Source organism: Streptomyces sp. NPDC039480 (assembly GCF_055597165.1).
Genome location: NZ_JBVITX010000009.1, coordinates 380973 through 403178, shown reverse-complemented (window position 1 = coordinate 403178; position 22206 = coordinate 380973). Strand labels below are relative to the sequence as shown.

General features: G+C 68.9%; 24 protein-coding genes. 14 read left to right on the top strand and 10 right to left on the bottom strand.

The features are described 5' to 3' along the window. Nucleotides 1–45: 45 nt before the first annotated feature. Both ACZ56E_RS28110 and ACZ56E_RS28105 read right to left on the bottom strand, forming a co-directional pair. Nucleotides 46–996: a hypothetical protein gene (locus ACZ56E_RS28110; protein WP_471218359.1), complete on the bottom strand. Its 951-nt coding sequence runs from the start codon at nt 994–996 to the stop codon at nt 46–48. Nucleotides 997–1029: 33 nt separating this feature from the next. Beyond that, nucleotides 1030–1434 (bottom strand): ATP-binding protein, encoded by a 405-nt coding sequence (locus ACZ56E_RS28105; RefSeq protein WP_471218357.1) that lies wholly within the window; start codon nt 1432–1434, stop codon nt 1030–1032. Between the two features lie 233 nt (nt 1435–1667). Here ACZ56E_RS28105 and ACZ56E_RS28100 point away from each other — a divergent pair, with 233 nt between their 5' ends. The 4 genes from ACZ56E_RS28100 to ACZ56E_RS28085 are packed head-to-tail and all read left to right on the top strand — an operon-like array spanning nt 1668 to nt 3112. Further along, nucleotides 1668–2519, top strand: coding sequence for a helix-turn-helix domain-containing protein (locus ACZ56E_RS28100; protein WP_471218355.1), 852 nt, complete (start codon nt 1668–1670; stop codon nt 2517–2519). Between the two features lie 7 nt (nt 2520–2526). Further along, complete coding sequence (locus ACZ56E_RS28095; protein WP_471218354.1) at nt 2527–2715, top strand: DUF397 domain-containing protein; 189 nt, start codon at nt 2527–2529, stop codon at nt 2713–2715. Further along, nucleotides 2712–2897 carry a DUF397 domain-containing protein gene (locus ACZ56E_RS28090; RefSeq protein ID WP_471218352.1) on the top strand — a complete coding sequence of 62 codons (186 nt, stop codon included), beginning with the start codon at nt 2712–2714 and terminating at the stop codon, nt 2895–2897. The genes ACZ56E_RS28095 and ACZ56E_RS28090 overlap by 4 nt, the downstream gene beginning before the upstream one ends. After that, nucleotides 2894–3112, top strand: a complete 219-nt coding sequence (locus ACZ56E_RS28085; RefSeq protein ID WP_471218351.1) for a DUF397 domain-containing protein — start codon at nt 2894–2896, stop codon at nt 3110–3112. The genes ACZ56E_RS28090 and ACZ56E_RS28085 overlap by 4 nt, the downstream gene beginning before the upstream one ends. Nucleotides 3113–3122: 10 nt before the next feature. Here the strand turns inward: ACZ56E_RS28085 and ACZ56E_RS28080 are convergent, their stop codons facing one another. Continuing rightward, the gene (locus tag ACZ56E_RS28080) at nt 3123–3704 is read right to left on the bottom strand and encodes a TetR/AcrR family transcriptional regulator (RefSeq protein ID WP_471218349.1); all 582 of its coding nucleotides are present in this window, start codon (nt 3702–3704) and stop codon (nt 3123–3125) included. 118 nt (nt 3705–3822) lie between these two features. Between ACZ56E_RS28080 and ACZ56E_RS28075 the strand changes: the two genes are divergently transcribed. Together ACZ56E_RS28075 and ACZ56E_RS28070 are read left to right on the top strand one after the other, a co-directional pair. Further along, a complete protein-coding gene (locus ACZ56E_RS28075) occupies nt 3823–4725 on the top strand; it encodes an NAD(P)-dependent oxidoreductase (protein WP_471218347.1) in 903 nt (300 codons plus the stop codon). 148 nt (nt 4726–4873) lie between these two features. Next, nucleotides 4874–5053 (top strand): hypothetical protein, encoded by a 180-nt coding sequence (locus ACZ56E_RS28070; protein WP_398301984.1) that lies wholly within the window; start codon nt 4874–4876, stop codon nt 5051–5053. A 162-nt stretch (nt 5054–5215) separates the two neighbouring features. On the opposite strand, the gene aspS is transcribed toward ACZ56E_RS28070, so the two are convergent. Next, complete coding sequence (gene aspS / locus ACZ56E_RS28065; protein WP_471218345.1) at nt 5216–6979, bottom strand: aspartate--tRNA ligase; 1764 nt, start codon at nt 6977–6979, stop codon at nt 5216–5218. A gap of 164 nt (nt 6980–7143) precedes the next feature. Here aspS and ACZ56E_RS28060 point away from each other — a divergent pair, with 164 nt between their 5' ends. Further along, nucleotides 7144–9336, top strand: a complete 2193-nt coding sequence (locus ACZ56E_RS28060) for an ATP-binding SpoIIE family protein phosphatase (protein WP_471218343.1) — start codon at nt 7144–7146, stop codon at nt 9334–9336. A 253-nt stretch (nt 9337–9589) separates the two neighbouring features. Here the strand turns inward: ACZ56E_RS28060 and ACZ56E_RS28055 are convergent, their stop codons facing one another. The 3 genes from ACZ56E_RS28055 to ACZ56E_RS28045 all read right to left on the bottom strand — a co-directional run bounded on the left by ACZ56E_RS28055 (nt 9590) and on the right by ACZ56E_RS28045 (nt 12256). After that, nucleotides 9590–10627, bottom strand: coding sequence for an AI-2E family transporter (locus ACZ56E_RS28055; RefSeq protein ID WP_471218341.1), 1038 nt, complete (start codon nt 10625–10627; stop codon nt 9590–9592). Between the two features lie 60 nt (nt 10628–10687). Beyond that, nucleotides 10688–11644, bottom strand: a complete 957-nt coding sequence (locus ACZ56E_RS28050; protein ID WP_471218340.1) for a pirin family protein — start codon at nt 11642–11644, stop codon at nt 10688–10690. A gap of 120 nt (nt 11645–11764) precedes the next feature. Beyond that, the gene (locus ACZ56E_RS28045; RefSeq protein WP_127913024.1) at nt 11765–12256 is read right to left on the bottom strand and encodes an SseB family protein; all 492 of its coding nucleotides are present in this window, start codon (nt 12254–12256) and stop codon (nt 11765–11767) included. Nucleotides 12257–12385: 129 nt separating this feature from the next. On the opposite strand from ACZ56E_RS28045, the gene ACZ56E_RS28040 reads away from it, so the two are divergent. The 5 genes from ACZ56E_RS28040 to ACZ56E_RS28020 all read left to right on the top strand — a co-directional run bounded on the left by ACZ56E_RS28040 (nt 12386) and on the right by ACZ56E_RS28020 (nt 17172). After that, nucleotides 12386–14212 carry an acyl-CoA dehydrogenase gene (locus ACZ56E_RS28040; RefSeq protein WP_471218409.1) on the top strand — a complete coding sequence of 609 codons (1827 nt, stop codon included), beginning with the start codon at nt 12386–12388 and terminating at the stop codon, nt 14210–14212. Nucleotides 14213–14333: 121 nt separating this feature from the next. Then, on the top strand, nt 14334–14984 hold the full coding sequence (locus ACZ56E_RS28035; RefSeq protein ID WP_398301974.1) for a Uma2 family endonuclease: 651 nt from the start codon (nt 14334–14336) through the stop codon (nt 14982–14984). Nucleotides 14985–15026: 42 nt separating this feature from the next. Next, nucleotides 15027–16325 (top strand): M18 family aminopeptidase, encoded by a 1299-nt coding sequence (locus tag ACZ56E_RS28030; protein ID WP_471218338.1) that lies wholly within the window; start codon nt 15027–15029, stop codon nt 16323–16325. Between the two features lie 79 nt (nt 16326–16404). Then, entirely contained in the window at nt 16405–16638 is a 234-nt protein-coding gene (locus tag ACZ56E_RS28025) for a DUF6458 family protein (RefSeq protein WP_468607398.1), read from the top strand. A 39-nt stretch (nt 16639–16677) separates the two neighbouring features. Beyond that, nucleotides 16678–17172 (top strand): LURP-one-related/scramblase family protein, encoded by a 495-nt coding sequence (locus ACZ56E_RS28020; RefSeq protein WP_471218336.1) that lies wholly within the window; start codon nt 16678–16680, stop codon nt 17170–17172. Nucleotides 17173–17254: 82 nt separating this feature from the next. Here ACZ56E_RS28020 and ACZ56E_RS28015 read toward each other — a convergent pair whose 3' ends face one another. Next, on the bottom strand, nt 17255–18061 hold the full coding sequence (locus tag ACZ56E_RS28015) for a carbon-nitrogen family hydrolase (RefSeq protein ID WP_471218335.1): 807 nt from the start codon (nt 18059–18061) through the stop codon (nt 17255–17257). 136 nt (nt 18062–18197) lie between these two features. Between ACZ56E_RS28015 and ACZ56E_RS28010 the strand changes: the two genes are divergently transcribed. After that, on the top strand, nt 18198–19022 hold the full coding sequence (locus tag ACZ56E_RS28010; protein ID WP_468607392.1) for a maleylpyruvate isomerase family mycothiol-dependent enzyme: 825 nt from the start codon (nt 18198–18200) through the stop codon (nt 19020–19022). A 17-nt stretch (nt 19023–19039) separates the two neighbouring features. On the opposite strand, the gene ACZ56E_RS28005 is transcribed toward ACZ56E_RS28010, so the two are convergent. Next, nucleotides 19040–20380: an MFS transporter gene (locus ACZ56E_RS28005; RefSeq protein ID WP_471218333.1), complete on the bottom strand. Its 1341-nt coding sequence runs from the start codon at nt 20378–20380 to the stop codon at nt 19040–19042. Continuing rightward, nucleotides 20377–21057: a GntR family transcriptional regulator gene (locus ACZ56E_RS28000; RefSeq protein WP_471218331.1), complete on the bottom strand. Its 681-nt coding sequence runs from the start codon at nt 21055–21057 to the stop codon at nt 20377–20379. The genes ACZ56E_RS28005 and ACZ56E_RS28000 overlap by 4 nt, the downstream gene beginning before the upstream one ends. Nucleotides 21058–21293: 236 nt before the next feature. Between ACZ56E_RS28000 and ACZ56E_RS27995 the strand changes: the two genes are divergently transcribed. Beyond that, a complete protein-coding gene (locus tag ACZ56E_RS27995; protein ID WP_468607386.1) occupies nt 21294–22193 on the top strand; it encodes a D-alanyl-D-alanine carboxypeptidase family protein in 900 nt (299 codons plus the stop codon). Nucleotides 22194–22206 lie beyond the last annotated feature (13 nt).

Below are 22206 nucleotides of genomic sequence, written 5' to 3'. Positions count from 1 at the left end.
CCCCGGTAGGCACGGGGAGGTGGCGGGACTTTCTGATGTACGGCGTCAGGCGCCGTCGCCCACGAACAGATCGTCCGCCTTGGCCGCGTGGACCGCCCGTTCCGACCAGACCTTGAGCTGCTCCAGGTCGGTGCACGCGATGACCCGTGCACGGACGGCAGGAGGCACGTCGATGCCCCGCCAGGAGAGAATATTGAGGATCGCCTCGGCACGCTCCTCGGCCCGGCCCTCTTCCCGGCCCTCTTCCCTGCCCTCTTCGCGGCCCTCTTCGCGGCCCTCGGCCCGGCCTTCAGCCCGGCCCTCCTCCCGCTCCTTCACCGCGAACGGGTGGTCGAAGAAGTACTTGGTCGCCGTCATCAGTTCCTCCCAGATCTCCTTCGCCCGGGGGTCCACCAGACCGGACCGGGTGAGCTGTGCGAACATTCCCGCCGCTTCGCGGTCGATGGTCTCCAGAGCCGCAGCCAGTGCCCCCAGTATGGCGGCGGAACCCGGTCCTCTTCCATGCGTAATCGCCGAGAACACCGCAAGGGGGACATCCCTCTCGGCCTCATGCCGGTCCGTGATCACCGGCACGTTGTCCGGCCCCAGGACCAATGGGCGAACGGTGAGCGAGGACCAGCCCGGGAGCCCGAACTGGATGGGCTTGGCGGCCCAACGAGCCGTCGCCGCGCTCTGCGTCACGACGATCAGCACCGGCTCGCAGTGGTACTTCTCGTAGAGGTACGAGAGGTAGTACGGCCAGCTGCCGCGCTTGGAGTCGTCCTTCTTGCCCTGCGACTCGATGACGAACAGGTAGTTGCCGTCGTCGGTGTCCACCCTCAGCAGGGTGTCGCAGCGGCGCTCGACCGGTTCGATCTCCGTGAGGTCCACGTCGAGGGTCAGGATGTCCCGGGGTTCCGGAAACGGAACGTGGAGTAGACGTTGCAGCGATCGGACCAGCAGAGCTGTGTCTTTCTGGAAGATCCGGTGCATCGCTTCGTGTGACGAGCCGACCATCGGTTCTCCTTTCTGTTCGGCATGATCAACGAGCTATGCCGCACTTAGTTCGCACCAGACGTGCTTGCCGCGTTCCGTGGCCCCGGCCCCCGGGTACCAGCCCCACCCGTCCGCACAGGCCCGCACGAGATCGAGCCCGCGCCCCTGCTCGTCACCCGCGTCGGCGGTGCGCGGGGGCGGGGCGGGCGGCGTGGGGTCGGCGTCCCAGGCCCCCACGCGGAGGACTCCGTCGCGGTAACGGACGCGAAGGGCGGCGGGGCCTTTGGTGTGCCGTACGGCGTTACTGACCAGCTCGGTGGCCAACAGCTCAGCCACGTCACTGAGTTGCGGCAAGCAGTGCAGGCTGAGGATGAGGCGAAGGGTGCGACGACAGATCGTGACGGCGCGCAGATCGTGGGGGATGTACAGGGTGTACTCCCACGGCTCGCTTGAGGGCATGCGAGAACTCCAACGGGTGATGGGGAGTTGACGGAACGCGGCAGTGGCAGGGCGGTGGCATGTCACCTCCGCCATGGCATGACGGGGTGGTGCGCTTCCGGGCTCCCGGTCTCGCAGCGTGTGCGACGCGTCACCGAAGGTAGACCTCAATATTTAGGTGCCGCAAGTCGTTGTCGTACTCTGGCACCCGAACGAGGCACTCCGGCAGACAAGTTGTCCATAGGAGCTAGTGCATGGCGTTGCGGGCTCACCCCACCGCTCGACAAGTGCGCCTGGGTACCGAACTGCGCAGACTGCGCGAGGCCGCAGGCATGACCGCGCGGGACACTGCTGCGCTGCTCGGCGTGAATGCGGCACAGATGACACACATTGAGTCCGGGCTGTCAGGCGTGAGCGCCGTACGGCTGCGTCGCCTCGCGTCTCATTACGCCTGCACGGACGAGGCGTTGGTTGACGCCTTGGTGGCTATGGCCACAGGCCGGACTCGCGGTTGGTGGGATGCCTACCGAGGGGTCCTGCCGCAAGCGTTCCAAGACCTAGCCGAGCTGGAGCACCATGCAACGTTCCTGCGCGAAGTCGTCGTCACCCACGTGCCTGGCCTGTTCCAAACTGCTGACTACGCCCGCGCGGTGTACTCCTACGTGAACCCCGGGATGCCAGCCAGCGAGCTGGAGCCCCGCGTAGAGCATCGCATGCAGAGGCGCACGGTCATCGAAGGTGACAGCCCCACTCCGTACGAAGCCATCGTCCATGAATTCGCTCTGCGCATTCGCGTATCCGACCGCCGTGTTGCACACGCTCAGTTGCGGCAGGTCCTGGACCTGACAGAACACAACCGCGTCGGCGTGCGCATCATCCCCGTCGACCAGGATCACTTCGCTGGTGCCGGAGTCTCGATGATGTACGTCGGTGGCCCGGTGCCCAAGCTGGACACGGGGCTACGCGACGCACCGATTAACAAGGGCCCCATCGATGCCGAAGCACAGCTGCAACGGCTGCGGGTCCTTCTCGCCAAGGTAGAGAAGGCGGCGCTCAGCCCTACGCAATCGCGTGACTTCATCCACCGCCTGTCGAAGGAACTGTGAGAACTCAATGACCCAGAAATTGCGCTGGCAGAAGTCCACCTTCTCCGACGGCAGTGATGGCGACACCTGCGTAGAACTGGCCGTCATTAGCAGAGCCATCCGCCTTCGCGAAAGCGACGACCCCACCAAGGAACTGCACACCACCCAGACCGCCTTGGCACACCTCCTGCTCACCCTGAAGAAGGGCGACCAATGAACCCCACCGCCTGGCAGAAGTCGTCCTACTCCGGCAGCGGTGATGGCAACGCCTGCGTGGAACTGGGCAGCACCGGAACCCACATCCACCTCCGTGAAAGCGACGAACCCGGCGTCGAACTGACGACTTCCCCAACCACCCTGGACCTGCTCCTGCGGACCCTCAAGGCGAGCCAACAATGAACGCCACCCGCTGGCAGAAGTCCACCTTCTCCGGCAGTGGAGACGGCAACAACTGCGTAGAGCTGGCCAGCACCGACAAACACATCCGCCTCCGCGAGAGCGAAGCCCCGGACACCGAGCTCATCACCTCCCCCGTCCCCCTCGCCGCCCTCCTCCGAGCCGTGAAGGACGGGGCCGCGCCGAGGCGGGGGACGACCAGCTCGGCCCCGTACTAGGAGGCGCCGCTCAGGCGTACGACCCCACCAACCGCGCCAACTGCCGCCCCACCACCCGCAACGGCTCCTCGCTGCGGCTCACCTGGGCCGTCACCTCGGCGCCCTCCAGCGCGCCGATCACGGTCGTCGCCACCTCGCGCGCGTCCTGTGCCGCGAACCCCGCCCCGAGCAGCCGCTCCTCCACGATCCGCTCCCAGCCGCGCAGCGCCTCCGCGCACACCCGCTGGATCTCCGAGTCCGTGCCGAGCGTCTCCAGTGCCGCCGCCGTGACGGGGCAACCGTCGACCCAGCCCGACTCCCGCAGCCCCACGGCGAGTTCACCCGCGCATCGCTCGATCGCGGCGCCCGGGGCGTCGTCGCCGGCCAGCCCCGCCCGCAGCAACTCCGCGAACTCCTCCGCGCTGTAGGCGATCGCGGCCACCGCGACGGCCTCCTTCCCGCCGGGGAAGAAGTGGTAGACGGAACCGAGCGTGGCCTCCGCCTCCTTGGCGATCTGCTTGATCCCTGTGCCCACATAGCCCTGCCGCTGAATCAGACGGGCAGCGACGACGACGATCCGGTCGCGGGTGGTGGGAGCGCTCTTCTCGGGCATGGCCCCACCCTATCTCCTATTAGTTAGAGCGTTCGTTCTAGAGGCGTGCTACCTTCTCTCCACCGCGCTAGATAGAGCGATCGTTCTAGTAACTGCTAGTAACTGACTGGAGTCATCCATGCCCTCCGCATCGCAGCCCGCATCGCAGTCCGTCACCGTCATCGGTCTCGGCCCCATGGGCCAGGCCATGGCCGCCGCCTACCTCGACCGCGGCTATGAGGTCACCCTCTGGAACCGCACCCGGTCTCGCGCCGACGCCTTGGTGGAGCGCGGGGCGGTCTTCGCCGACAGCACCGAGAAAGCCCTGCTCGCCAACGAGTTGGTGATCCTCAGCCTCACCGACTTCGACGCCATGTACGCGATCCTGGAGCCCGCCAGAACCGCCATCGCAGGCCGCACCCTCGTGAATCTCAGCTCCGACACCCCGGAGAAGGCCCGGGCCGGCGCCCGCTGGGTGAGCGAACTCGGCGGGACGCACCTGACCGGCGGCGTCCTGGTCCCGCCGCCCCTCATCGGCACCGCCGACGCGTCGACGTTCTACAGCGGCCCCCGCGAGGCGTACGACAAGCATCGCGCCGCCCTCGAAGTCATCACCGGCAACTCCGACTACCGGGGCGAGGATCAGGGGCTCGCCGCGCTCATGTACCAGCTGAACATGGTCATTTTCTGGCCATCAATGATCGCCTACTGGCAGGCCGTCGCCATGGCCAACGCCCACGGCCTCACCGCCGCGGACATCGCCCCCTTCGCCGCCGAGAACTTCGCAGGCATGGGCCACTTCATCGACTTCTACGCGCCCCGCATCGACGCGGGCAACCACGCCGGTGACGTGGACCGCGCCTCCATGGGCCTGGCCAGCATGGAACACGTCGTCCACACCGCCGCCGACGCGGGCGTCGACACCGCGTTCCCGGCCGCCGTGCACGACGTCTTCCGCCGTGTCGTGGCGGCGGGGCACGGGGCTGACAGCTTCTCGCGGGCCGTGGAGCTGATGGCGAAGAAGGCGGCGAAGAAGGAGTGAGAGGCGCCCTCGCGCTCAACGGGACGCGGTTCAGGCCCGGTACGACTGCCCACTGAAACGAGGGGTATGTCTCACGGTGAGCTAAGTCATGCGGAGAGGAGGCTTAAATTGACGCCGCCTTCACACCCGCCTACGTAAGCTTCACGACATGGCCACGACTCCCTCCCCCGACCGCCGGCGCAGCGCCGACGAGGTCAATGAGGACATCCGTGCGCTGTGGCTGCGCGCAGGCGGACGCCTCCGTCCCGACGAACGCGCGCTGTACGAACAGCTCGTAACGGAGTGGGCAGAAGCAGAAGCCAACTCCTCCCCGACCCACGCAGCTTGAGCCGAGCCCCGTAGGAGCGCGCCTGAGAACGCAGCCCCAGGGGCGCGGGGCTGTGACATATGCGGCTCCGCCGCGTGGGCGCGCCCAGCCACAAAGCACCCGCACGCGAACGACAAGCAAAAGGCCCCGGAACCAACGGTTCCGGGGCCAGTTACGTAACCGCTACTGCGCCGCAGGCTTACGCAGCGAGATGTTGAGCTCCCGCAAGCGGGACTCCTCAAGCTCCGTCGGCGCCCCCATCATCAGATCCTGCGCGTTCCCGTTCAACGGGAACGAAATCGTCTCGCGGATGTTCGGCTCGTCGGCGAGGAGCATCACGATGCGGTCGACGCCCGGCGCGATGCCACCGTGCGGCGGCGCGCCGAGGCGGAACGCGCGCAGCATGCCCGCGAACTCCTGCTCGACGGTCTCCGCGTCGTAGCCCGCGATCTCGAAGGCCTTCAGCATGACCTCGGGCTCGTGGTTCCGGATGGCGCCGGAGGAGAGCTCGATGCCGTTGCAGACGATGTCGTACTGCCAGGCGAGGATGTCGAGCGGGTCCTTCTCCTCCAGGTCCTTCATGCCGCCCTGCGGCATCGAGAAGGGGTTGTGGGAGAAGTCGATCTTGCCGGTGTCCTCGTCCTTCTCGTACATCGGGAAGTCGACGATCCAGCAGAAGCGGAAGACGCCCTCTTCGAAGTGACCCGCACGCTTGGCCGCCTCGACGCGGACCGCGCTCATGATCTTCGAGACCTCGTCGAACTCGCCCGCGCCGAAGAAGACGGCGTGGCCGGCCTCCAGGCCGAGGCGCTTGGTCAGCTCCGCCACGTTCTCCTCGGTGAGGAACTTGGCGATCGGGCCCGTCAGCGAACCGTCCTCGGCGACGCGCACCCAGGCCAGGCCCTTGGCGCCCTGCTCCACGGCGTAGTCACCGAGGCCGTCGAAGAACTTGCGGGACTGCGACGCCGTGTCCGGCACCGGAAGGGCGCGCACGTGCTTGCCGGCGAACGCCTTGAAGTCCGAGCCCTCGAAGATGTCCGTGATGTCGTGCAGTTCGAGCTTGGCGCGCAGGTCCGGCTTGTCGTTGCCGTACTTCAGCATCGACTCGCGGAACGGGATGCGCGGGAAGGGGGACGTCACCTCGCGGCCGCCGCCGAACTCCGTGAAGAGCTCCGTCATCAGCTTCTCGATGGGCTGGAAGACGTCTTCCTGCTCCACGAAGCTCATCTCGACGTCGAGCTGGTAGAACTCGCCCGGCGAGCGGTCCGCGCGCGCGTCCTCGTCGCGGAAGCAGGGCGCGATCTGGAAGTAGCGGTCGAAGCCCGAGATCATCAGCAGCTGCTTGAACTGCTGCGGGGCCTGGGGGAGCGCGTAGAACTTGCCCGGGTTCAGACGGGAGGGGACGACGAAGTCGCGCGCGCCCTCGGGGGAGGTCGCGGTGAGGATCGGCGTCGCCATCTCGTTGAAGCCGAGGGCCACCATCTTGGAGCGGATCGAGGCGATGACGGCCGACCGCAGCATGATGTTGCGGTGCATGCGCTCGCGGCGCAGGTCCAGGAAGCGGTACTCCAGGCGCCGCTCCTCGTTCACGCCGTCCTCGGCGTTGATCGTGAAGGGGAGGGGGCCCGCGGCGCCGAGCACCTCGACCTCGCTCGCCTCGATCTCGATCTCGCCGGTGGGCAGCTCCGGGTTCACGTTGTCGGCGCCGCGCGAGACGACCTTGCCGTCGACGCGGACGACCGTCTCCTTGGAGAGCTTGTCGAGCGTCTCGGCGGCGGGCGTGCCCGGACGGGCCACCAGCTGCGTGATGCCGTAGTGATCGCGGAGATCGATGAAGAGAATGCCGCCCAGGTCTCGGCGATTGTGCAGCCAGCCGCTCAGCCGGACGTCGGTGCCGACGTCAGAGGCGCGGAGCTCGCCGCAGGTGTGGGACCTGTACCGATGCATCGTCGTTCATCCAGTCTTCGCGAATAGGGGAGAGAGCAGACCCTCACAAGGCTACCGCCCGGCCGAGGATCGGTTTCCGGATATCTCCGGGGGCCACCCGCCCGGGGGCAGGTTGCCGCCGGGTTCGGTGGCGCCTTGCCTGTACATCTTCCTAAAGTGGGTCAATGCGCACCGACGATCCCCTTCTGCAGGTGGGGGATGAATCCCTGCCACCCGTACGGGACGTCCTGGCCGCCATCGCGACCGGCCTTTGGCGCTGGGACAACGCATCCGGGACCGTCACGCTCGACGCCGAGGCGGCCCGGCTCCTCGGTCTGCCCGCACGCGCCCAGACCCTGTCGGAGGCGGGCGTACGCTCCCGCTTCCACCCCGTCGACTGGAACGAGATCTACGGAACCGTCCAGCTCGCCGTCGCCGAGGGCACCCTCGCCGAGGCCCGGCTGCGGATCATGGACGAGACGGGGCGCCGGGTCCTGCGCACCGTGCGCAGCCGCTCCAAGCCCGTCATGCACGGGGCGACCGAGGCGTACGAACTGGTCGGCACCCTGCAAGAGGTGACCGAGCCCGCGCCGGGCACCGCCGCCCGCACCCCCGTCACCGGCGACTGGCGCCGCTCCCGCGAGGCGTTCCTGCTGGACGCGGGGCGGGCGCTCGCCGAGGCGCGCTCCACGGAAGAGGTGCTGCGGGTTGCCGCCGGGCTCTCCATGCCGGGGTTCTCGCCGGACGGGCTCGCGGTCTTCGGGGTGGAGGGCGAGCGGCTGACGATCATCGGGCACCACGGGCACCAGCCCGGCGACGACGGGCCCTTCTCGGCGATGCCGCTGGACACCGACTATCCGGCCGCGGAGGTGGTGCGCACCGGCCGCGCCGTCTACCTCTCCTCCCCGGAGGACTACCGCAGGCGCTATCCCGCCTCCTGGCCGCTGGCCAGCCGCTTCGAGCGGCAGTCGTGGGCGTTCCTGCCGCTGACCGTCGCGGGCCGCACGATGGGCGCGTGGATGGCCGCGTTCACGTATCCGGTGTCGTTCACGCCGGACGAGCGGTCCGTCCTGACGACGGTGGCGCGGATGCTGGCGCAGGCCCTGTCGCGGGCCGGGGTCGCGGAGTCCGAGCGGGAGCTCACGGAGGGCCTGCAGCGCTCCATGCTGCCGATGCTCGGCCCGCAGATCCCGGGGATGAGCGTGGCGGCCCGCTATGTGCCGACCGGCGGCGGGCTTCAGGTGGGCGGCGACTGGTACGACATGATTCCGCTGCCCAGCGGCCGTATCGCCTTCGTCATCGGCGACGTGCAGGGGCACGATGTGCGCGCGGCGGGTCTGATGGGGCAGTTGCGGATCGCCCTGCGCGCGTATGCCTCGGAGGGGCACCGGCCGGACGCCGTCCTCTCGCGGGCGACGCGCTTCCTGTCGGGGATCACCGAGTCCATCACCTTCGGGTCCAGCGGCACGGGCGCCGACACGGCCACGGAGTACGACCCGCGCTTCGCGACCTGCCTGTACGTGGAGGCCGACCCGGCGACCGGCGTCCTGGAGATGGCCCGCGCCGGGCATCCCGAGCCCGCGATACGCATGGGTGACGGAACGGTTCTGCAGCGGCCCACCGCGGGTGGGCTGCCGCTCGGCATCGACCCGGACGCCGACTATCCGACGACCCGGCTCGTCCTGGAGCCCGGCGAGACCATGCTGATCTGCACCGACGGCCTCATCGAGACCGGGGGCCACGACCTGGACAGCGGCTGGTCGCGGATCCGGTCGATCCTGGAGGAGTACCCGGGCGAGGACGCGGGCGAGGGCGAGTCCGGCGGCCTGGAGCAGCTCGCCGACTCGCTCGTGCAGGCCGTGCACGGGCCGTCGTCGCATCACACGACGGGTCCGCTCGCCGATCGCCGCGAGGACGACATAGCGATACTGCTGCTGAGCCGCACGAGCCGGCCCGAGCAGCGCACGGATGCGCGTCGGACGGTCCTGACCATCGCCCAGGCCGAGCCGGAGCGCATCGCGGGGGCCCGCAGGCATCTGCGGGACCTGCTGCACGACTGGGCGGACGACGACCAGGTCGACTCGGCGGTCCTGATGGTCTCCGAGATGCTCACGAATGTGCTCGTGCACACGGATGGGGACGCCCTGATGGTCGCCGAGGTCACCGGGGAGCCGGGGGGTCGGCGGTTGCGGGCGGAGGTGGCGGACGGCAGCGATGATCTGCCGCATAAGCGGCAGCCGGGGGAGCTTGCGTCTTCGGGGCGTGGGCTTGTTCTGATGGAGTTGCTCGCGGGGGCGTGGGGGGTGGATCCGCGGGGCGACGGGAAGAGTATTTGGTTCGAGCTTTATGAGGGGGAGGGGGAGGGTGGGGTGGGGTAGCGGTGTCGTTGTTGGGTGCGGCGTCGTTGGGGGTGTTCGCGCAGTTCCCCGCGCCCCTGAACCGGCGCCGTTGTTGCCTGCGGCACCGCTGTGGTTGCTCGCGCAGTTCCCCGCGCCCCTGAAACAGCGCCGTTGCTGCCTGCGGCACCGCTGTGGTTGCTCGCGCAGTTCCCCGCGCCCCTGAAACAGCGCCGTTGTTAGCTGCGGCGGCGCTGTGGGTGTTCGCGCAGTTCCCCGCGCCCCTTGCGGGGCGCTATGGCGTGGCGGTGTAGGTGCCTCGCAGTTCTGAGGCGATTCCGAAAGCTGCGGCCGTCAGGGGGACCGCCAGGAGCATGCCCAGGATGCCGGCGACCGAGGCTCCTGCTGTGATTGCCAGCATTACTACCGCCGGGTGCATCTGGACCGTGCGGCTCTGGATCATGGGCTGGAGGATGTGGCCTTCGAGGACCTGGACCGCCAGGACCACGCCGAGTGCCCATAGAGCGATCACGACACCCCGGTCGGCCAGGGCGACCAGGACGGCGACGGCGCCGGACAGGAACGCCCCGAGGTAGGGGATGTAGGCGCCGACGAAGACGAGTGCGCCGAGGCCCAATGCGCCGGGGACGCCGAGGATCAGCAGGCCGACGGTGATGCAGATGGCGTCGATGAACGCGATGATCGTCGTGCCGCGCATGAAGCCCTCGATGGCCTCGAAGGCGCGGCGGGCCATGGCCTCGATGATGCCGGCGGTATTGCCGGGGGCGAGAGTGCGCAGCGTGGTCATCGCGCGGTCGGAGTCCCGCAGGAAGAAGAAGACGAGCAGCAGGGCGAGGACGGCCATCGCCATCATCTCGCCGACCGTGCTGATGCCGCTGATCACCCCGGACGCGGCGGTCCCGCCGAACTTCCCGAAGAGCTCCTTGGCGTTGGACGCCATGTCGTCGAGCGAGGTGCCCGCCGCCCCGAAGTACTTGGACAGGTCGGTCGCGGCCTGCTTGAGCGAGGCGATGATCTGGTCGCCGCTGTCGATCAGCGCCTTGACCACGATGTAGGTGGCCCCGCCGACGACGGCGACGACGGCCGCGCAGGTCAGCCCGGCGGCGAGCGACCGCTGGACCTTCATCCTGAGCAGGCGCCGGTAGAGCGGCCCGAGGAGCGCGGTGCCGAGGAGCGCGAGGAGGACGGGTGTCACGGCCGTCTTGAACGTGACGCAGAGCCAGATCCCCACGGCCGCCACGCCGGTGACGAGGAGGACGACGACGCACCAGGCGGCGGTGCGGCGCGCGGGCTCGGGCAGGAGGGTGCTCACCCCTCCTACCCGAACACGGCGTCACCGGCCGCGCGAGTTATGTACGGCCAGGGACGGGACCTACATGCCGTGCACTGCGGGGACGGAGCCCAGCCGGCCCCTCTGGAAGTCCTCGAAGGCCTGCTGCAGCTCGGCCTGACTGTTCATCACGAACGGTCCGTAGTGAGCCATCGGCTCCCGGATCGGCTGCCCGCCGAGCAGCACGATCTCCAGGTCGGGGGCGTGCGCGTCCTGCTTCTCGTCCGCGCGGACGGTCAGCGAGGACCCGGCGCCGAAGACCGCGGTCTGCCCCATGTGGACCGGGCGGCGCTCGGCACCAACTGTGCCGCGCCCGGCGAGGACGTACGCGAGTCCGTTGAAGCCCTCGCGCCAGGGCAGCGTCACCTCGGCGCCGGGCCGCACGGTCGCGTGGATCATCGTGATCGGCGTGTGCGTGATGCCGGGACCCTCGTGCCCGTCGAGCTCACCGGCGATGACGCGGAGCAGCGCGCCGCCGTCGGGCGTGGAGAGCAGCTGGACCTGGCCGCCGCGGATGTCCTGGTAGCGGGGGTCCATCATCTTGTCCTTGGCCGGCAGGTTCACCCACAGCTGGAGGCCGTGGAAGAGACCGCCGGACATGACGAGCTCCTCGGGCGGCGCCTCGATGTGCAGGAGGCCGCTGCCGGCCGTCATCCACTGGGTGTCGCCGTTGCGGATGGTGCCGCCGCCACCGTTGGAGTCCTGGTGCACAAACGTTCCGTCGATCAGGTACGTGACCGTCTCGAAGCCGCGGTGCGGGTGCCAGGGCGTGCCCTTCGGCTCACCCGCCTCGTACTCCACCTCGCCCATCTGGTCCATCATGATGAACGGGTCGAGGTACTTGTAGTTGATCCCCGCGAAGGCCCGGCGCACCGGGAACCCCTCGCCCTCGAAGCCGCTCGGCGCCGTGGTCACGGCGAGCACGGGGCGCGGCGTCGCGTCGGCGGGCGCCACCACTCGGGGCAGGGTCAGCGGGTTCTCGACAGTCACTGCAGGCATGGTCGGTACCTCCTCGTTCACTGACTTTAGTTGAACGTAGAACTTTCTGCCACTCACAACGAACGGAGCCCGGAGGGCATTCCCTCCGGGCTCCGGTGCTGGCCAGAAACGATCTACGGACTACCCGTACATACGGCGCATCGCGAAGTCGACCATCTGCTCCACGGCCTTCGCGTCGAAGACCATGCGGTGCTCGCCCTCCATGTCGAGGACGAAGCCGTACCCGGTCGGGAGCAGGTCGATGACCTCCGCGCCGGTGATGACGAAGTACTTGGAGTCCTTGCCCGCGTACCTGCGCAGCTCCTTGAGGGAGGTGAACATCGGGATCACGGGCTGCTGGGTGTTGTGCAGGGCGAGGAAGCCGGGGTTGTCACCGCGCGGGCAGTAGACCTTCGACGTGGCGAAGATCTGCTGGAAGTCCTCGGCGGACATCGACCCCGTCGTGAAGGCCCGCACGGCGTCCGCGAGGGACGGCGGCGAGGGCTCGGGGTAGAGCGGAGGCTGCTGGCCGTAGCCACCGCCGGGCATGCCCTGCATCTGCTGCGGCGGCGGCTGCGCGCCCGGCGGGGCGTACTGCTGCTGGGCGCCGGGATTCTGGTCGTAGCCGTACATGCGCGTAAGCGTACTGAGTCACGGACATCACAGATGGCCGCTTAGGGGTTGCGTCTTATTACCGACGGGTAGCATCATCGTAGCTACTTGCTGGTATTCATCCACTTTCCTGCTTACGGAGCCTTCGCCATGGGCCACTACAAGTCGAATCTCCGCGACATCGAGTTCAACCTCTTCGAGGTGCTCGGCCGCGACAAGCTGTACGGCACCGGCCCGTTCGCGGAGATGGACGTCGACACCGCCAAGAGCATCCTCGACGAGCTCCGCCGCCTCGCGGAGAACGAGTTGGCCGAGTCCTTCGAGGACGCCGACCGCAACCCGCCGGTCTTCGACCCGGCGACGAACACCGCGCCCGTCCCGGCGTCCTTCAAGAAGAGCTACCAGGCCTTCATGGACTCCGAGTACTGGCGCCTCGGCCTGCCCGAGGAGATCGGCGGCACGACCTCCCCGCGCTCCCTGATCTGGGCGTACGCGGAGCTGCTGCTCGGCTCGAACCCGGCGGTCTGGATGTACTCGTCCGGTCCCGCGTTCGCCGGCATCCTGCACGCCGAGGGCAACGAGGCGCAGAAGAAGATCGCGCAGATCGCCGTCGAGAAGCAGTGGGGCTCGACGATGGTCCTGACCGAGCCGGACGCCGGTTCGGACGTGGGCGCGGGCCGCACGAAGGCCGTGCAGCAGGAGGACGGCTCCTGGCACATCGAGGGCGTGAAGCGCTTCATCACGTCCGGTGAGCACGACATGTCGGAGAACATCCTCCACTACGTCCTCGCCCGCCCCGAGGGCGCGGGCCCCGGCACCAAGGGCCTCTCCCTCTTCCTCGTACCGAAGTACGAGTTCGACTGGGAGACCGGCGAGCTGGGCGAGCGCAACGGCGTCTACGCCACGAACGTCGAGCACAAGATGGGCCTCAAGGCGTCCAACACGTGCGAGATGACGTTCGGCGACCAGCACCCCGCCAAGGGCTGGCTGATCGGCGACAAGCACGACGGCATCCGCCAGATGTTCATGATCATCGAGTTCGCCCGCATGATGGTCGGCACGAAGGCCATCGCGACGCTCTCGACGGGCTACCTGAACGCCCTTGAGTACGCCAAGGAGCGCGTCCAGGGCCCCGACCTGGCCCAGTTCATGGACAAGACGGCCCCCAAGGTCACCATCACGCACCACCCGGACGTCCGCCGCTCGCTGATGACGCAGAAGGCGTACGCGGAGGGCATGCGCGCCCTGGTCCTGCACACCGCGGCCGTCCAGGACGAGATCCAGGTCAAGGAGGCGGCGGGCGAGGACGCGTCTTCGCTGATCGCCCTGAACGACCTGCTCCTGCCCATAGTGAAGGGCTACGGCTCCGAGAAGTCGTACGAGCTGCTGGCCCAGTCGCTCCAGACGTTCGGCGGCTCGGGGTACCTCCAGGAGTACCCGATCGAGCAGTACATCCGGGACGCCAAGATCGACACCCTCTACGAGGGCACCACGGCGATCCAGGGCCAGGACTACTTCTTCCGGAAGATCGTCCGCAACCAGGGCGCCGCGCTGAACGGCCTCGCCGAGGAGATCAAGAAGTTCCTCGCGGTCGGCACGGGCGGCGAGACGCTGGCCGGCGCCCGCGAGGAGCTGGCCAAGGCCGCCGTCGAGCTGGAGGCCATCGTCGGCGTCATGCTGACCGACCTCGCGGCCACGGAGAAGGACGTGAAGTCCATCTACAAGGTGGGCCTGAACACGACCCGCCTCCTGATGGTCTCGGGCGACGTAGTCGTCGGCTACCTGCTGCTTCGGGGCGCCGCAGTGGCCGCCGAGAAGCTGGCCACGGCCTCCGCGAAGGACAAGACCTTCTACGAGGGCAAGATCGCGGCCGCGAAGTTCTTCGCCACGAACGTCCTCCCGACCGTCGCCACGGAGCGGAAGCTCGCCGAGGGCGTGGAGCTGGACCTGATGGAGCTGGACGAGGCGGCGTTCTAGTTCGACCTGCTTCGACCAGACTTCTCTCGCACGTCAGCGCGATGCCGCCACCTGATCCTTTCGGGTGGCGGCATCGCCGTATGGGCTGGGTACGCTGAGTAAGTGGCCGAGGATCCCGTCCATGGGAGGAACCATGACCGCCGAGGCATTGCCCGACTCGCAGCACCGGCAGCCGGAAGGTTCCAGCCGTCGGCAGCCGAGCCGTTCCAAATGGCCGGTCCCGCCCCCGGACGGCTACACCGTGGACGACTTCTTCGCACTTGACGACCTCCCGCCGCACACCGAGCTGATCGACGGGAGCCTGGTCTTCGTGAGTCCGCAGCGCGATTTCCACACGCTGGTGATGTACCTGCTGGAGCACGGCCTGCGTCGCAGCCTCCCGGAACATCTGCGGGCGCGCCGCGAGATGGCCGTGGTGCTGGGAAAACGCAACGCTCCTGAACCTGACCTCGTCCTGGTCAAGGCGGAGGCCGTCAAGAGCCGTCGGTCGACCCGTTTCGCAGCAGCGGACGTGGTCCTTGCCGTTGAGGTCGTCTCCCCCGACTCCGAAGACCGCGACCGCGACACCAAACCGCACAAATACGCCGCAGCAGGCATTCCTCACTTCTGGCGCGTGGAGATGGAGGGCGAAGACGATCTGCCCGCCGTCTACACATACCAGCACGACACCGTGACCGGGGCGTACCTCTCCACCGGCGTTCATCACGACCGCCTCAAGCTGTCCGTCCCGTACGACATCGACATCGACCTCACCGAGATCGACCGCCTCTGATCGCCCCGCCACCCGAGTGGCGACGCCATTAGGCTGGCTGGCATGCGCACACCCTCCGGGCCCTTCGACCGTGGCCACACCGAAGACCTCATGACCTTCCTCGCGGCGAGCCCCACGCCGTACCACGCCGTGGCGAGCGCCGCCGAGCGGCTGGAGAAGGCCGGTTTCCGGCAGGTCGAGGAGACCGAAGCCTGGGACGGCACGACCGGCGGGAAGTACGTCCTGCGGGGCGGCGCCATCGTCGCCTGGTACGTCCCCGAGGGTGCCGCCGCGCACACCCCCTTCCGGATCGTCGGCGCCCACACCGACTCCCCGAACCTGCGCGTGAAGCCGCAGCCCGACGCCGGCGCCCACGGCTGGCGGCAGGTCGCCGTGGAGATCTACGGCGGCCCGCTCCTCAACTCCTGGCTCGACCGGGACCTCGGCCTCGCCGGACGCCTCTCGCTGCGCGACGGCACCACTCGGCTCGTGAACATCGACCGGCCCCTCCTTCGCGTGCCCCAACTGGCCATCCACATGGACCGGTCCGTGCACACCGAGGGGCTCAAGCTCGACAAGCAGAAGCACATGCAGCCCATCTGGGGACTCGGCGACGACGTCCACGAGGGCGACCTGATCCGCTTCCTGGAGGACGAGACCGGGCTCGGCGAGGGCGACGTCACCGGCTGGGACCTCATGACGTACGCCGTCGAGGCGCCCGCCTTCCTCGGCCGCGACCGCGAACTGCTCGCGGGCCCCCGCATGGACAACCTCCTGTCCGTGCACTCCGCAACCGCCGCCCTCACCGCCGTCGCCGCCCAGGACGAGCTGCCGTACATCCCCGTCCTCGCCGCCTTCGACCACGAGGAGAACGGCTCGCAGTCCGACACCGGCGCCGACGGCCCGCTGCTCGGCAGCGTCCTGGAGCGGTCCGTGTTCGCGCGCGGCGGTTCGTACGAGGACCGGGCGCGGGCCTTCGCCGGCACCGTCTGCCTCTCCTCCGACACCGGCCACGCCGTCCACCCCAACTACGCGGAGCGGCACGACCCGACGCACCACCCCCGCGCCAACGGCGGCCCGATCCTCAAGGTGAACGTCAACAACCGCTACGCCACGGACGGTTCGGGCCGCGCCGTGTTCGCCGCCGCGTGCGAGAAGGCGGGCGTCCCCTTCCAGTCGTTCGTCTCCAACAACGCGATGCCGTGCGGCACCACCATCGGCCCGATCACCGCCGCCCGGCACGGCATCAAGACCGTCGACATCGGCGTCGCGATCCTCTCCATGCACAGCGTGCGCGAGCTGTGCGGCGCGGACGACCCGCACATGCTGGCCAACGCGCTGGTGGCGTTCCTGGAAGGCTGACCTTCCGAATGGCTGTGTGGCTGCAACGCACCCGGGTACACGGTGACTTCGTAGCCACTACAGCAGGGAGGCGGTCCTCATGGGCCTGGGCGGATGCATCATTCTGATCGCCGCGGGTGCCATCCTCACGTTCGCGACCGACTGGGAGATGGAGGGGGTCAACCTCACCGTCGCCGGAGTCATCATGATGGCCGTGGGGCTCATCGGTGTCGCCGTCTTCACCAGCATCGCCCGGCGCAGGCGGGCGGTCGTCCCGCCGGTCGCGCCCACCACCACCGTGGTCGACCCGGAGCAGCAGCACCGCGGCTACTGACATGTCCGCTCTGCGGCGATTCGGGGTAGTCATGGCGCCATGAGACTTCTCGTGCGCGACCGTGTCTTCGGCATCGGTGACGACTACTGGATCGAGGACGACAGGGGCCGCAAGGTCTTCCTCGTCGACGGCAAGGCGATGCGCCTGCGTGACACCTTCGAGCTGAAGGACACGCAGGGCAGAGTCCTCATCGACATCCACGCCAAGATGCTCGCCCTGCGCGACACGATGGTCATCGAGCGGGCCGGCGAGCCGCTCGCCACGGTGAAGCGCAAGCGCCTGTCACTGCTGCGCAACCACTACCGCGTCGAACTGGTCGACGGCACCGAGCTGGACGTCAGCGGCAAGATCCTCGACCGCGAGTTCGCCATCGAGTACGAGGGTGAACTCCTCGCCGACATCTCGCGCCGGTGGTTCCGCGTCCGCGAGACGTACGGCCTCCACATCACCCGCGACGACGCCGACCCCGCACTGCTCCTGGCCGTGGCGGTCTGCGTGATCCGCCTGGCGGAGAAGGAGCGGGGCGACGACTGACTCCAGAGGCCCGCGCCCAGCCACGACGCACCCGCAGCCCCGAACAAGACGGCACCCCCCACGGCGCGTGGGTATCCGTGACTCAGAGACGACGCGGCGGCGCCTGCCCCAAAAGGCGATCCTTCAACGCCGGAAACTGCTCCCGCGTCGCCAAGACCTTCCCGAGGTCGAGATCGACGGTGAGGACCTCCTCACCACCCCCCGCCTCGGCGAGCACCTCACCCCACGGATCGACGACGACACTGTGCCCGGCCTGCGGCACCCCCGCATGCGTCCCACCCGTACCGCACGCCAGGACGTACACCTGGTCCTCGACCGCCCGCGCCCGCGCGAACAGCAGCCAGTGCTCCCGCCGCCGCTCCGGCCACCCCGCCGGCACCACGAACATCTCGGCGCCCGCGTCGACCAGCCCCCGGAAGAGCTCGGGAAAGCGCAGGTCGTAGCAGGTCGCGAGGCCCAGCGTGGCGTCCGGCGTGCGGACCGTCACCAGCTCCGAGCCGGCCCCCATCAGGACGGCCTCGCCCTTGTCGAAGCCGAAGCGGTGGATCTTCCGGTAGGCGGCGGCGAGCTCACCGGCCGGGGAGAAGACGAGGGAGGTGTTGTAGAGCGGTCCTTCCGGGTCCCGCTCGGGGATCGAGCCCGCGTGCAGCCAGACGCCCGCGTCGCTCGCCGCCTTCGACATGGCCTCGTACGTCGGGCCCTCCAGCGGCTCCGCCTCGCTCGCGAAGGACTCGTAGGCGAAGGCGCCCGTGGTCCACAGTTCGGGGAGGACGACGAGGTCCGGACGCTCCCGGTCGGCGACCTCACGTACCAGCGAAGCGACCCGCGCCCGGCGGGAATTGACCGGTTCGCCCTCGTCTACGGCGATCTGGATGAGAGAGGCGCGCACACTACCACCGTCCTGGCATTCGAGCTGTCAATGCAGGCCTACGATCGTCACACGAAAGCACTGCCGGGGTGCCCGTGGGCAGCGTAACTTAGCTGACCAGACACCCACCGCCCGCGTACGACCGTCGAGGGGTCCCGTGAGTCTCCATCCCAGCCTGCAAACCTACGCCGACGCCTGGACGCATTCCGTGGAAGCGATATCCGAGCTGGTGGCGCCGCTCGCCGAGGGAGAGTGGAACTGGGCCACCCCCTGCCCCGGCTGGTCGGTGCGCGACATCGTCTCCCATGTCATAGGCCTCGACTGCGAGATGCTGGGCGACCCCCGTCCGATCCACACCCTGCCCCGGGACCTGTTCCACGTGCAGACCGAGGGCCAGCGGTACATGGAGATGCAGGTCGACGTGCGGCGCCACCACACCGCGCCGGAGATGACCTCCGAGCTGGAGTACACGATCATCCGCCGCACGCGCCAGCTGCGGAACGAGTCGCGGGACCCGAGCACCAAGATCCGCGGCCCGCTCGGCTCCGAGCAGACCCTCGAACTGGCCATGCGGCTGCGCGCGTTCGACGTGTGGGTGCACGAGCAGGATCTGCGCACCACGCTGCGCAAGCCGGGCAACCTCGACTCCCCCGGTGCGTACGTCGCCCGGGACATGCTCCTCCTGGGGCTCCCCAAGGTCGTCGCGAAGAAGGCGGGCGCGCCCGCGAACTCGGCGGTCGTCTTCGACGTGAGCGGGCCCGTCGAGTTCCTGCGCACGGTCCGCGTGGACGCCGAGGGCAAGGGCACCGTCGACGGCGCCCCCTCGCTCGGCCCGCTCGCCACCTTCGGCCTCGACTGGGAGACGTACTTCAGGCTGGCCTGCGGGCGCGTGTCGTACGCGGCGGTCGCCGACCGGATCAAGGTCGAGGGCGACCACGAACTGGCTGACGCCATCCTGCGGGACTTCGCGGTCACGCCGTGACCGGTTCGCCCCCTGCTTCACGCCGGGACGTGCACGGCCTCGACCCGGCTGGCGACGAGCTGTTCCTGCTCCCTGCGCACCGCCCGCGACTTGAGCCGCAGGATCTGGCAGAGCCCGAACGCCTCCAGCACGAACACCGCGGAGAACGCGATCCGGTAGTTGTCGCCGGTCGCGTCGAGCAGTACGCCGATCGCGAGCAGCGTCGTCATGGAGGCGACGAACCCGCCCATGTTGGTGATGCCCGACGCCGTGCCCTGCCGCTCCGGCGGGTTCGCGGGCCGCGCGAAGTCGAAGCCGATCATGGAGGCGGGGCCGCAGGCGCCGAGGACCGCGCACAGGACGATCAGCAGCCACATCGGGGCGTGGTCGCCCGGGTAGACGAGCGTGGCGCCCCAGGCGGCCGCCGTCGTCCCGATGGTGCCGAGCGCCAGCGGGAGGCGCGCGGCGTGGTGCCGGGCCACGATCTGGCCGTAGACGAGGCCGATGACCATGTTGGACAGCACGACGAGCGTGAGCAGTTCACCGGCCGCCGCCCGGGACAGGCCCTGCGCCTCGACGAGGAACGGCAGGCCCCACAGCAGCAGGAACACCATCGCGGGGAACTGCGTGGTGAAGTGCACCCACAGGCCGAGCCGGGTGCCGGGCTCCCGCCAGGACAGGGCGATCTGCTTGCGCACGAAGGCCGCGCCGCTGTGCCGCGCCGGCTCCGGTTCGTGCCCCTCGGGATGGTCCTTCAGGAACAGCGTGAGCAGGACGAGGACGACGACACCGCAGAGCGCGCTGCCCGCGAACGCCGCGGTCCAGCCGACGGAGTGCAGCAGCCGGGCCAGGACGAGGGTCGACACGAGGTTGCCCGCCATGCCGACGAGGCCCGCGAGCTGCGCGACCATCGGGCCGCGCCGGGCCGGGAACCAGCGCGTGCCGAGCCGCAGGACGCTGATGAAGGTCAGCGCGTCGCCGCAGCCGAGCAGGGCACGGGACGCGAGCGCCATCGCGTACGAGGGGGAGAACGCGAAGCCGAGCTGGCCGATCGTGAAGAGGACCACGCCGATGGTCAGCACCTTCTTGGTGCCGAGCCGGTCGACCATGAGGCCGACGGGTATCTGCATGCCCGCGTAGACGAGCAGCTGGAGTATGGAGAAGGTCGACAGCGCCGACGCGTTGACGTGGAAGCGGTCCGCGGCGTCCAGCCCGGCGACGCCGAGCGAGGTCCGGAAGATGACGGCGACGAAGTAGACGGCCACGCCGATGGACCAGACGAGGACGGCCTTCCTGCCGCCGACGGGGTCTCCCCCAGCTCCCCCAGAGCTTGGGGAAGGGTCGCCGGGAAGGGGCTCGGGGCGGGCGGCGGAGCTCATCGGACCTCGCCCCGCGCCAGGTTCTGGAACCAGCCGACGTGCCGGGTGACCACGGCGACCGCCGCCTCCGCGTCGCCGCGGCGCAGCGCGTCGAGGATCTCCTCGTGCTCGGCGAGCGTCTTGGCGATCCGGTCGGGGTGCGAGTGCATCACGGCGACGCCCATCCGCAGCTGCCGGTCCCGCAGCTGGTCGTAGAGGCGCGACAGGATGTCGTTGCCGCCGCTGCGGACGATCTCCGCGTGGAAGCAGCGGTCGGTGACGGCGGCCTCCGCGAGCTCGCCGGCGGCGGCCTGCGTGCGCTGCCGGGCCAGGAGCTCCTCCAGGCGGCCGATCAGCCCCGCGGGCGCGGGCACCGCCTTGCGCACCGAGTGCGTCTCGACGAGCAGCCGCGTCTCGACGACGTCCGCGATCTCCTGGGCGGAGACCGGCAGGACGAGCGCGCCCTTCTTCGGGTAGAGCCGCAGCAGCCCCTCCACCTCCAGCTTCAGGAGCGCCTCGCGCACCGGGGTGCGGGAGACCCCCACGGCCTCGGCGAGCTCGCCCTCGGTGAGGAGCGTGCCGCCCTCGTAACGGCGTTCGAGGACGGCCTGCTTGACGTGCGTGTAGACCCGCTCGGCGGCGGGCGGGGGCTTGATGGAGGTGACGGAGGTCAGAGGCGTGATCGCGGCGGCCGGCATGCGCACAGCATAGATACAACAGGTATACGCCGGAATCCCCCGTCCACATGACGGGCACCCGTCACGGGAACGGTGGGTACCCGCCCCGGGATTGGTGGGCACCCGTCCCGGAACGGTGGGCACCCGCCCCGGAATTCACGGCCGTTTCGGCACATCCATCCGGCCCTCTCACTCGTCTACTGAGTGAGCGGCACCCTCATGTCAGCCGCAGCCCATGGGCATTTGGAGTACTTGACTTGAATACCGGCATTAAGGGCGTACGTCGCGCATCAGCCGTCCTCGTCACGACGAGCGCGATACTGGCCGGCGGCGCCCTCACCACCCCGGCGGCCCACGCGGCCGCACCCCCGAAGCCGTCCATCGTCGCCAAGGGCGGCTATGTGATGAACAACGGCAACGGGAAGACCCTCTTCACCAAGTCCGCCGACACCCGTCGTTCCACCGGTTCGACGACGAAGATCATGACGGCGCGTGTGGTGCTCGGCCAGCGGAACCTCAACCTGGATTCCAAGGTCAAGGTCGAGAAGGCCTACAGCGACTACATCGTCCGCAACAACTACGCCTCGTCGGCCCGCCTGATCGTCGGCGACAAGGTCACCGTCCGCCAGCTCCTGTACGGGCTGATGCTGCCGTCCGGCTGCGACGCCGCGTACGCGCTCGCGGACAAGTTCGGCAAGGGCACCACCCGTGCCGCCCGCGTGAAGAACTTCATCGGCCAGATGAACTCGACGGCCAGGTCCCTCGGCCTGTCCAACACGCACTTCGACTCGTTCGACGGCATCGGGCACGGCGCGAACTACTCGACGCCGCGCGACCTGACGAAGCTCGCGAGCAACGCGATGAAGTACTCCACGTTCCGCACGGTCGTGAAGACGAAGTCGACGACGCAGAAGGTCACCACGAAGTCCGGTGGCTACCGCAACATGTCGTGGTCGAACACGAACAACCTCCTCGGCTCCTACCGCGGCACCATCGGCGTGAAGACGGGCTCCGGCCCGGAGGCGAAGTACTGCCTCGTCTTCGCGGCGACCCGCAACGGCAAGACGGTCGTCGGCACGGTCCTGACCTCTTCCTCGCTGAACAACCGCACCGCGGACGCGAAGAAGCTCCTGGACTACGGCTTCAAGGTGGCGTGACACCACGAAGAAC

Excerpts from the sequence above, each read along its gene's own strand:
- ACZ56E_RS28100 (WP_471218355.1), top strand. The coding sequence starts at position 1,668 with ATGGCGTTGCGGGCTCACCCCACCGCTCGACAAGTGCGCCTGGGTACC.
- ACZ56E_RS28020 (WP_471218336.1), top strand. The coding sequence starts at position 16,678 with ATGAGACTTCTCGTGCGCGACCGTGTCTTCGGCATCGGTGACGACTAC.
- ACZ56E_RS28040 (WP_471218409.1), top strand. The coding sequence starts at position 12,386 with ATGGGCCACTACAAGTCGAATCTCCGCGACATCGAGTTCAACCTCTTC.
- ACZ56E_RS28105 (WP_471218357.1), bottom strand. The coding sequence starts at position 1,434 with ATGCCCTCAAGCGAGCCGTGGGAGTACACCCTGTACATCCCCCACGAT.
- ACZ56E_RS28045 (WP_127913024.1), bottom strand. The coding sequence starts at position 12,256 with ATGTACGGCTACGACCAGAATCCCGGCGCCCAGCAGCAGTACGCCCCG.
- ACZ56E_RS28000 (WP_471218331.1), bottom strand. The coding sequence starts at position 21,057 with ATGCCGGCCGCCGCGATCACGCCTCTGACCTCCGTCACCTCCATCAAG.
- ACZ56E_RS28035 (WP_398301974.1), top strand. The coding sequence starts at position 14,334 with ATGGGAGGAACCATGACCGCCGAGGCATTGCCCGACTCGCAGCACCGG.
- ACZ56E_RS28095 (WP_471218354.1), top strand. The coding sequence starts at position 2,527 with ATGACCCAGAAATTGCGCTGGCAGAAGTCCACCTTCTCCGACGGCAGT.
- ACZ56E_RS28075 (WP_471218347.1), top strand. The coding sequence starts at position 3,823 with ATGCCCTCCGCATCGCAGCCCGCATCGCAGTCCGTCACCGTCATCGGT.
- ACZ56E_RS28030 (WP_471218338.1), top strand. The coding sequence starts at position 15,027 with ATGCGCACACCCTCCGGGCCCTTCGACCGTGGCCACACCGAAGACCTC.
- ACZ56E_RS28025 (WP_468607398.1), top strand. The coding sequence starts at position 16,405 with ATGGGCCTGGGCGGATGCATCATTCTGATCGCCGCGGGTGCCATCCTC.
- ACZ56E_RS28060 (WP_471218343.1), top strand. The coding sequence starts at position 7,144 with ATGCGCACCGACGATCCCCTTCTGCAGGTGGGGGATGAATCCCTGCCA.
- ACZ56E_RS28070 (WP_398301984.1), top strand. The coding sequence starts at position 4,874 with ATGGCCACGACTCCCTCCCCCGACCGCCGGCGCAGCGCCGACGAGGTC.
- ACZ56E_RS28110 (WP_471218359.1), bottom strand. The coding sequence starts at position 996 with ATGGTCGGCTCGTCACACGAAGCGATGCACCGGATCTTCCAGAAAGAC.
- aspS (WP_471218345.1), bottom strand. The coding sequence starts at position 6,979 with ATGCATCGGTACAGGTCCCACACCTGCGGCGAGCTCCGCGCCTCTGAC.
- ACZ56E_RS28050 (WP_471218340.1), bottom strand. The coding sequence starts at position 11,644 with ATGCCTGCAGTGACTGTCGAGAACCCGCTGACCCTGCCCCGAGTGGTG.
- ACZ56E_RS28080 (WP_471218349.1), bottom strand. The coding sequence starts at position 3,704 with ATGCCCGAGAAGAGCGCTCCCACCACCCGCGACCGGATCGTCGTCGTC.
- ACZ56E_RS28085 (WP_471218351.1), top strand. The coding sequence starts at position 2,894 with ATGAACGCCACCCGCTGGCAGAAGTCCACCTTCTCCGGCAGTGGAGAC.
- ACZ56E_RS28005 (WP_471218333.1), bottom strand. The coding sequence starts at position 20,380 with ATGAGCTCCGCCGCCCGCCCCGAGCCCCTTCCCGGCGACCCTTCCCCA.
- ACZ56E_RS28090 (WP_471218352.1), top strand. The coding sequence starts at position 2,712 with ATGAACCCCACCGCCTGGCAGAAGTCGTCCTACTCCGGCAGCGGTGAT.